This is a genomic window from Arcticibacter svalbardensis MN12-7 (assembly GCF_000403135.1).
Taxonomy (GTDB): Bacteria; Bacteroidota; Bacteroidia; order Sphingobacteriales; family Sphingobacteriaceae; genus Arcticibacter; species Arcticibacter svalbardensis.
The window spans coordinates 145,217-152,322 of the sequence record NZ_AQPN01000079.1; the positions used below are offsets into that span (position 1 = coordinate 145,217).

The 7,106-nt window shown below is 37.2% G+C and carries 3 protein-coding genes; 1 reads left to right on the forward strand and 2 read right to left on the reverse strand.

The genetic code is table 11. From position 1 onward, the window contains the following. The first annotated feature begins 16 nt into the window (after nt 1–16). A complete protein-coding gene (locus tag ADIARSV_RS20585) occupies nt 17–4,150 on the forward strand; it encodes a hybrid sensor histidine kinase/response regulator (protein ID WP_016195513.1) in 4,134 nt (1,377 codons plus the stop codon). 228 nt (nt 4,151–4,378) lie between these two features. Here the strand turns inward: ADIARSV_RS20585 and ADIARSV_RS10630 are convergent, their stop codons facing one another. Together ADIARSV_RS10630 and ADIARSV_RS10635 are read right to left on the reverse strand one after the other, a co-directional pair. Then, nucleotides 4,379–5,317: an NAD-dependent epimerase/dehydratase family protein gene (locus ADIARSV_RS10630; RefSeq protein WP_016195514.1), complete on the reverse strand. Its 939-nt coding sequence runs from the start codon at nt 5,315–5,317 to the stop codon at nt 4,379–4,381. Between the two features lie 95 nt (nt 5,318–5,412). Continuing rightward, nucleotides 5,413–6,996, reverse strand: a complete 1,584-nt coding sequence (locus tag ADIARSV_RS10635) for an outer membrane beta-barrel family protein (protein WP_016195515.1) — start codon at nt 6,994–6,996, stop codon at nt 5,413–5,415. Nucleotides 6,997–7,106 lie beyond the last annotated feature (110 nt).

A 7,106-nucleotide genomic window follows, 5' to 3' on the forward strand; every position in this document is an offset into this window, starting at 1 on the left:
CGATGAGTTATAGTCTATGAAAAAGTACATTACGCTTTTCTTAATATTAATTTTTCAGAATTCAATTGCTCAGGATAGGCTCAAATTTGACCGCTTACAAACGATAAAAGCATTAGAAAACAAATCGATTAACGCTATCGTCCAGGACAAACAGGGGTTTCTATGGATGGGAACGCAAGCAGGATTATTGAGATATGATGGGTATGAGGTAAAGGAGTTTAAGAGTAACCTTAAAAACCTTAATTCTCTTTCTAACGATTACATTAATGGTTTAACACTAGATAAGAAAGGAAACCTTTGGATAGCAACCCTGGGCGGTGGATTAAACAAATATAACACGATTACAGAAAAGTTTACTCATTATGTAAATGATCCGAATGACACCACATCTATTAGCGAAAATTCAATCCAATCTGTCTTTATAGATTCTAAGGGTCTTTTGTGGGTGGGTAACTACGGATACGGCTTAAATCTATTTAATCCCAAAACTGAAAAATTTATTAGGATTAAGAATAAAACGTCCCGACGAATTAACACCATCATAGAGGATAAGGAGGGCGTAATCTGGTTTGATTCAGAAGGCCTTAATAGAATAAATCCTAAAAATTTAAAAGTAGATAATTTTCCTGTTTTATATTCGAACAACCGCGTTGGAGATCTGGAATCAATGATACTAACTAAGGATGGCAAAATTCTCTTTACAACTTACGTTGGTGTGTTTGAATTTAATAGAAGAACAAAATCATATAAACCTTATTTCCTTTTTGACAAAAAAAGACGTTCATTAAGCGAAGGTTACTCCCTGTATCAAGACAAAGCAGGCAAAGTGTGGGTTTCTACTTCATATGGACTTAATATAATAAAAAATGGAAAAGCTGAGATTTATACAACTGACAACGCTAACAGCAACTCGTTGTCATCAAATATTATAAAGGCAATATATCAAGATAATAAAGGAGAAGTCTGGATTGGCACCGATGGAGGAGGACTCAATCAGCTAAAAGAAAAAAAAGGATTTAGAACCTTTCGGAACTCGACTAAAAAAACCATACTATATTCAAATACTATAAAGTGTTTTCTACATGACAGCAACAATAAAATATGGATAGGAACGGTAGGTGGAATTAATATTTACGACCCCTTAACGAACAAGTTTACTGCCTTTCCCGTTGCCAAAGGATACGAGATAACGAATATCTTTGAAGACTATGATGGCACTTTCTGGATAGGAATATGGGGACAAGGGCTCATTCATTATAGTAGCAAACTTGGTACAATTGCTCATTACATGGAAACAGAAAACCCGAATTCATTATCAAATAATTTTATACAAACAATTTACCGAGACCGAAATAAACGACTTTGGATTGCGACAGACGATGGCCTTAACATTTTTAATGAATCATTAAATCAATGGACAAGTTTCCAAAAACCTTTTTTTCCTGTTGATTTGCTTGGCAATGGCATACAAAGCCAGGCATTTGTTGAAAGCAAAGGAGGGACAATTTGGGCAGGAACCTGGTTGGGGTTAAATAAGATAAGTCCCGATCTTAAATCTGTAAAGCATTTTGCTGAAAACGTCAAATCACTCAATTCCTTATCAAGTGCTCATGTGATATCGCTCTACCTTGACGAAAAGCATAATTTGTTGTGGATCGGAACTTTCGGTGGCGGTTTGAACAAATTGGACCTACGCACAGAAAAATTTGTTATCTACTCAACAGATGAAGGCTTACCTAGTAACGTAATATTTGGAATTAAGCCTGATCAGGTTGGTAACTTATGGTTAAGCACAAATAATGGACTTAGCAGGTTTAACCCCAGTACAAACATCTTTAAGAATTTTGGACTTGAAGATGGACTTCAAGGAAATGAGTATTATTGGGGAGCTGCAGGGCTAACACGGCAAGGAAAATTATTATTTGGTGGCACTAATGGGTTTAATCTATTTGATCAATCAGAAATTGGAGAGAACCGCACTCCTCCAAATGTTGTAATCACAGACTTTCAAGTTTTCAATAAAAGCGTTTCAGTTGCAGACCACTCCTTTTTGACACAAGCCTTGTTTGCAACTAAAGAAATCATACTACCATATGACCAATCCGTTTTTACGTTTGAATTTACGGCATTGAGTTTCACCGATGCTTACAAAAACCAATACGCCTATAAACTTGAAGGATTTGATAAAGATTGGAATTATGTAAAATCAAAAAGGTCTGCTACGTATACCAGCTTGCCTCCTGGAGAATATATATTCAGGGTAAAAGCATCAAATAGCGATGGATTTTGGAATGAAAAAGGAACAGCGATTAAGATAATAATTCCACCACCTTATTGGATGACCTGGTTGTTTAGAGGACTAATAGGTATACTAATTTGTTCCGTCCTGTATACATTCTACAGGTACAGAATGCAACTATTGGAATCTCAAAAAAGAGAACTGGAACTTCAGGTAGAGGAACGTACAGGGCACCTTCAAACTGCAAATGACCAGTTACAGGCCACATCAGAAGAACTTCACTCGCAGTCTGAGCATCTGCAGATATTGAATGAAGAACTAAGTGCAATCACCCTGGAAGCAAAACAAGCACGATCAGATGCTGAGAAAGCAAATCAGGCAAAGAGTGAATTTCTCGCCACCATGAGTCATGAAATCAGAACGCCCATGAATGGAGTAATCGGTATGGCATCGCTCCTTGCCCAAACCAAGCTAGATCAGGAACAAGAGGAATATGTAAACATCATTAATACAAGTGGAGATGCCTTATTAGGTGTAATTAATGATATACTCGATTTTTCTAAAATTGAATCTGGTAATATGGAGATTGAGCTGCAAAACTTTGACCTGCGTCAATGTGTTGAAAATGTGATGGATGTTTTTGCAGGCAAAGCAGCACAAATTGGAATAGATTTAGTATACCAAATTGGCTATAATGTTCCTGTTATGATAGTTGGTGATAGCTTAAGGTTACGTCAAATATTGATTAATCTGGTAAGCAATGCCATAAAGTTTACTCATCATGGCGAAGTATTTCTTCAAATATCTGTAGAAAGCACTCAGGGAGAATATATTATGATCAAGTTTGATGTTCATGATACTGGAATTGGGATACCAAAAGACAAAATATCAAGATTATTCAAAGCCTTCTCACAGGTAGATTCGTCAACGACTCGTAAATATGGGGGAACTGGACTAGGATTAGCAATTAGTGAGCGCCTGGTAAAGCTTATGGGTGGAGAAATTGGAGTTAAAAGTGAGGAAGGCAAGGGAACATCCTTCTACTTCAATATTAGATCGAAATGGGCTGAATGCGCTCAGAAACAATACGTAAATATTGGCACCGGAAGCAATGGAAAACGAATACTTATAGTTGATGATAATGCAACCAACCTAACAATTCTTAAAACTCAGTTAGAAATTTGGCAGTTGAAAGTGGTTGTTGCCATCTCAGGGAAGCTTGCACTCGAAATATTAACGCATGACACTAATTTTGATCTAGTTATATCAGACATGCAAATGCCAGATATGGATGGGGTTGGCCTTGCTGAAGGGATTAAACGAAAGCTTCCTGAGATACCTATTATGTTACTTAGTTCCGTGGGTGATGAAACTAAATCGAAATATCCTCACTTGTTTAGCACTGTCTTAACTAAGCCAGTTAAACAACAACAATTATATAAGCTGGTTCAAATGGAACTCAAGCAGACAAAGGGAGAGGTCTCTGAACCTAAAAGTAAAACTAGTGTGCTAAGTGATAAGTTTGCTATCCAATATCCCTTAAAAATTCTCATTGCAGAAGATAATTTGATTAACCAGAAATTGGCTCTTACCATATTAAAAAAGCTAGGTTATAAACCCCAGGTTGCAAATAACGGGAAAGACGCAGTAGACATGCTTAGCATTAATGACTATGACATTATTTTAATGGATATCTTAATGCCCGAAATGGATGGATTAGAAGCAACTAGCATAATCAGATCATCCTTTGAAAAACAGCCGCAAATTGTTGCTATGACGGCCAATGCTTTGCCCGAGGATCGAGAAATCTGCCTGAAGGCAGGAATGAATGAATATATCAGTAAGCCTATAAAGCTGGAAATATTAATGGATATATTAAAACAAACGGCATCAAAGATTTTAACACAATAAAGCTTAAAAACGTTTCAGTAATCTTCCAATTAACCCTACACACCTCCTAGCGATGTATTAAAAATTCCAGTAAGAATGCAGTATGCTTCCCATATAAGTCCGACCTACGGTACTTAAAGTCGGACTTTTGTCGGCAACATACCACTTTCATTTTGTCATCAATAGCAATCAGGCTACTGGCAAACCATTAAATATTACTTCATTTCACCTAAGAAATCAAGCAAAACCCTACACCTTATTAGCCTTAAACCATTCAGCAGTTGCCTTCACACCCTCTTCATAAGAAGTAGGTTTAATATTAAAAGCCTTCTCAAACTTAGACGAATCAAACAGGAAAGGGAACTCATCCTGATAATTCATTTCACGCAGTTCCTTCATAAAGGGCATAAACAAGCCCAATATTTTCAACAAGAACTTAGGTAAAACCTGAACCTTGTCTGATGCATTCATATGCTTAGCGACCAAGGCAATAAACTGCCGGCCAGTTAATGGTGGATTTACCGATGGCAAATGCCATACCTCACCAATTGCCTCATCACGTGTCGCTAAAATATATATGGCCTGTGCACAATCAGGGACAAAATTATAAGCACGTGGTAAATCCGCATTAATAAGCCACTGCGCCTTCTTTCCTTTTTGCATATTGCTGAACACTAAGATACTCGCTGCACTTTTATCTGTTACTCCAGGTCCATAAAAATCAACCGCACGGGCAATAGCAGCTTTAATAGTCCCTGCCTTCATTTCTTTAAGCAGCATAGAAGCAATTTCAGCCCTTACCTTTCCTTTCTTGCTTATCGGCTTGTAAGGCGTCTCTTCGGTCATTACACCATCCACTTTGCCATACATATAAACATTGTCAAAGAAAATCAGTTTAGCACCCGTTGCTTTACATGCCCTGATTGTATTATCCATAATAATGGGCCACTCTTGCTGCCAGAGCTTGGCATTATACGTGATGCCGATCAGCAAGTATACCACTGTCGAGCCTTGCAGCGCCTGCAATACCTGATCGTAATTTAATACGTCAGCAGCCATGACTTCAGCTCCGGCAATCGGTTTAGGGGTACGGGATACCAATCTTATATTTTCTTGATGTGCTTGTAAAACAGGGACTAGCGCAGTGGCAATTGTACCATTTGCTCCCAGAATAGTATGTAAGACCATATTTAATTAAAGTTTTTTTTATTGAGTAGAATTCTTTAAAATTAATAAGAACTGCATTAATAGATAATGAAGTTCTTATTAATTTTAAAGAATTATTAATTTTTAACCCTTCCTGCTTCTGAATCAAGTCCGGTTTCACGCTTCCGACTTTCCTTCACTTGATTATTCCCGAATTTATAGGATAATGTTAAGCGCGCAGTACGGGTATCATTCTTTTGATATAACTTGTAATCCAATCCAGGGAAGGCACTGCTAATTTTAGCATTACGGGTATTAAACACATCATTTAAGGCCATTTTTACATTGAACTTCTTTTTATAAAAAGATTTGCTTACTCCTAGGTCCATCGCATACTGAGGTTGAATCTTAAGCGTACCCCAGATGATTTCAGATTGATAATTTCCACTCGCATCAATGGATAGGGTACTATTAATAGTAAAAGTCTGACTATGGTATACCTGGAATGCAGCTTGATTATTATCCAACACCTGTCCGTTCAAATTAGGTGATTTAAACTGGTTGTTGAAGGCTGTAAAGTTGGTATTGCTGCTCCACCATTTTGTAAAAGTAAAAGGTATACTCAGGTTGAATGAATAGGAAAGCTGTTCTGCCAGGTTTCTATCCGTTTGGAATAAGGCGCTTTTTTCCGGAGCAGGAAGAATGACTTGCGTAATAACATCCGTGGTTTTGGTGTATCCTAAGGAAGCAGTATACTTTTTCAGAAGTGTGTACGACAACTCATACGTATTGGTATATTCGGGTTTAAGAAATGGGTTTCCCTGGCTGTAGGTATAGCGGTCAAGGTAATATTCGAAAGGATTCAGATCATCATAACTCGGACGGGTAATCCGTCTGCTGTAGGTTAAACCCACTGAATTGTTGTCATTGAAATTATGATTTAAGGATGCACTTGGGAAGAAATCAAGGTAATCTCGTTTAACGACTTCATTGGTAGTAACCAAATCCCCTTTCGAGTTGGTTTGTTCTACCCGCAACCCTACCTGAATATTCGTATTCTTATATTCTTTTCTCAGGTTGACATAACCTGCATTTACGTTTTCGTTGTAAATAAAGTGATTACTTCTTAACGGGTCATTACTCCACTGGTTATTTTGAAAATGAGTAAACTGTAGGTCGTTGTCTGTCTTCACCCAGCTTACTTTAAAACCAGTTTCCATTTTTATGCTTTTAGAAAATGGATGGGTATAGTCTAGTTTTATCGCGTAAATATCAATATTTGATGGCGTCCTGTTTTTTATCAACTCATTTACGGTTTGATTTAAAGCGGTATAGGTATAGCTATTATCATACGTAGTCTTACGATTTGCATAATTGTCAGCATAATCCAGATCTACACTTAATTCCCTTCCTGAAGTGTCAAGCACTGACTTAAAGTTCAAATTATAACTAAGGTTGCGGTAATTGGAACGGGTAATATTCTTTGAAAGCACAGAAGAATCGAGAGTTCCCTGCATAGATCTGATCTGTGTGGCATTGTTAAAGTCTTCATTCCATCCATTGAAATATCCGTTTACCATAGCGCCTATTGTATTGTTTTTATTAATAAAGTAGTCCGCCCCTACCTTAAAGTTATTGTTGTACCAGTAACGATCGCTTTGTCCCTTCTGACTAAAAAGCGTCTGCACTTCAGTTCCAGAATTCACACGTTCAATTTCCAATACTTGTTCTCCTTTATTATTGTTGTAATTGTAATTTCCAAATAGATTTACTTTTGTTCCTGTTATTCAACGAGATTCCTGCATTTGCTTTCGGCTTGGTACTATATCCT

Bases quoted from the DNA above. Each gene is read 5' to 3' on its own strand.
- ADIARSV_RS10630 (WP_016195514.1), bottom strand. From the start codon at position 5,317: ATGGTCTTACATACTATTCTGGGAGCAAATGGTACAATTGCCACTGCG.
- ADIARSV_RS20585 (WP_016195513.1), top strand. From the start codon at position 17: ATGAAAAAGTACATTACGCTTTTCTTAATATTAATTTTTCAGAATTCA.